This is a genomic window from Streptomyces sp. NPDC032721, assembly GCF_055579625.1.
The window spans coordinates 1-2,410 of sequence record NZ_JBVIMX010000061.1 but is presented as its reverse complement, the minus strand read 5'-3'; the positions used below and the strand labels follow the sequence as shown (position 1 = coordinate 2,410).

The following is a 2,410-nucleotide window of genomic DNA, read 5'->3' as shown; positions in this document are numbered from 1 at the left end:
CGCCCCCTTGGGCGGCGGGGCCGCCCCCCGGGGGCGGAACGGGCGGGCAAGGGGGCGGCCCCCGGCGGAGCCGAACCCTCCGGCCCCGCCCCACCTCCGCCATGGCCCCAACCCCCGACCCGGCCCCACCCACACCCCCACCCACACCCCAAGGAGCCCCCATGTCCCCCACCAGACGCACCTTCCTCACCACCACCCTCGGCGCCACCCTCGCCCTCTCCGCCCCCGGCACCGCTTCCGCCGCAACCCCCACCCCCACCTCCCCCCGGACGGAGTCCACCGGCACCACCTACTACATCGACTCCCAGTCCGGCAGCGACACCGCCCCCGGCACCACCCCCACCACCCCCTGGCGCACCCTCCCCCGCGCCAACCAGCACACCTTCCAGCCCGGCGACACCCTCCGCTTCGCCACCAACCGCACCTACCCCGGCCAGTTCGCCCCCAAGGGCTCCGGCACCGCCACCGCCCCCATCACCGCCACCTCCTACGGCACCGGCACCAAACCCCTCCTCGCCGGCAACGCCACCGTTCCCTCCACCGTCCTCCTCCACAACCTCAGCCACTGGACCCTCGACGGCCTCGAAGTCACCAACGGCACCGGCGGCACCACCTGGCGCACCGGCATCGAGGTCCGCGCCAAGGACATCGGCCCCGTCCCCGGCATTACCCTGCGCAACAACTACATCCACGGCATGGACGGCATAGCCCAGGTCGGCAAGGGCAACATCGGCTCGGCCGGCATCCTCGTCAACGTCCGCGGCAACACCACCCCCACCTACTTCACCGGCATGCTCATCGAGAACAACGAGATCGCCGACACCAAGGCCTACGGCATCACCACCTGGTCCACCTGGATGCGCCGCGAGGGCTGGAACGAGCTCTGGGGCGAACTCGCCATCCCCACCACCGAGTACGGCCCCTTCACTCCCAGCACCGGCCTGGTCATCCGCAACAACTACGTCCACGACGTCGGCTCCGGCGGCATCAACCCCAACCAGGTCGCCGACACCCTCATCGAGTACAACACCGTCGCCCGCCCCACCTCCACCACCACCAACGTCGGCATCTGGTGGTCCGGCGCCGACCGCACAACGGTCCAGTTCAACGAGGTGTACGGAGCCCGGTTCGGCGGCCGCGGCCTGGACTGCACCGCCTTCGACGCGGACGCCTCCAGCCACGACAGCCTGATCCAGTACAACTACAGCCACGACAACGGCGGCGGCTTCTTCATCTCCGTCTCGCTCGGCACCGCCCCCGCGAGCGCCGTCATCCGTTACAACATCAGCCAGCACGACGGCAACGAGATCTTCACCTTCTCGACCAACACCGACGGCGTGGACATCTACCACAACACCATCTACGTCGCCCCGACCTCGACCTCCGCCCGCCCCCTCTACAAAATCGCGCAGGTCTACCACAACCCCAAGAACGTCACCTTCCGCAACAACCTCATCGTCAACCAGGCCGCGCTCCCCTACGACACCGCAGGCATCACCTACCGCAACAACCTCTACGCCGGCGGCCCCGTCCCCCCGGACACCGCCGCCCTCACCGGCGCCCCCAAGCTCACCGCCCCCGGCACCGCCACCTCCCGTACCGACCTCGCCGGCTACCAGCCGCTCTCCGGCTCCGCCGCCATCGCCGCCGCCCTCCCGATCCCCGGCAACGGCGGCCGCGACATCCTCGGCGCCGCCCTCCCCACCACCACCCCCGCCGACATCGGCGCAGTCCAGTCCGCCCCCGGCAGCCAGGGCGCCCCGGTGGCCTCCACCACCCTCGGCACCGGCCAGGGTTCCATCGCCGCGATCGTCGACGGCCGCGACACCACCAGCTGGGGCAGCAAGGACCCGGCCGTACTCCCCGGCACCATCACCGTCGACCACCGCACCGCCCGCACCGTCAACTCCCTCACCCTCGCCACCCACTTCGGCCAGGGCCAGGGCCTCACCAAGGTCGACGTACAGACCTGGGACGGCACCAACTGGACGACCCGCCTCACCGACGCCACCCTCACCTGGAACAGCAACACCTCCACCGTCGAACGCCGCACCCTCACCCTCCCCGCCCCCGTCACCACCTCCCAGGTACGCCTGGTCGTCAAGGCGGCCAACACCCAGTGGGGCAACGTGGCCCTCAACGAACTGACGACTGCCTGACCCCGCCATGCCCCTGCTCAGTGCCGCCCTGGTGGCTCTGCTCGCCGGGACGTGGCTGCGGTCCGGGGCGCTGGTGGCGGACACAGACCCACTGCTCGTCGCGGCCGGGCGCAGCGGAGTCTGCTGCGCCGTACTCACGGCATTCGCCGCCGCTCGGCTGAGCGGTCTGGGTGGGGTGGACTGCGGTGCGGGTAGGTGTCCTCTGGGAGGGACGTCATGCCGAGGAATCTCCGCCTCGAACTGACTGATGA

The 2,410-nt window shown here is 70.8% G+C and carries 1 protein-coding gene; it reads left to right on the top strand.

All coding sequences use genetic code 11. From position 1 onward, the window contains the following. Positions 1-161 precede the first annotated feature (161 nt). Positions 162-2,159: a discoidin domain-containing protein gene (locus ACZ5PB_RS43415; RefSeq protein ID WP_468699266.1), complete on the top strand. Its 1,998-nt coding sequence runs from the start codon at positions 162-164 to the stop codon at positions 2,157-2,159. The last annotated feature ends 251 nt before the right edge of the window (positions 2,160-2,410 follow it).

Bases quoted from the DNA above. Each gene is read 5' to 3' on its own strand.
- ACZ5PB_RS43415 (WP_468699266.1), top strand. From the start codon at position 162: ATGTCCCCCACCAGACGCACCTTCCTCACCACCACCCTCGGCGCCACC.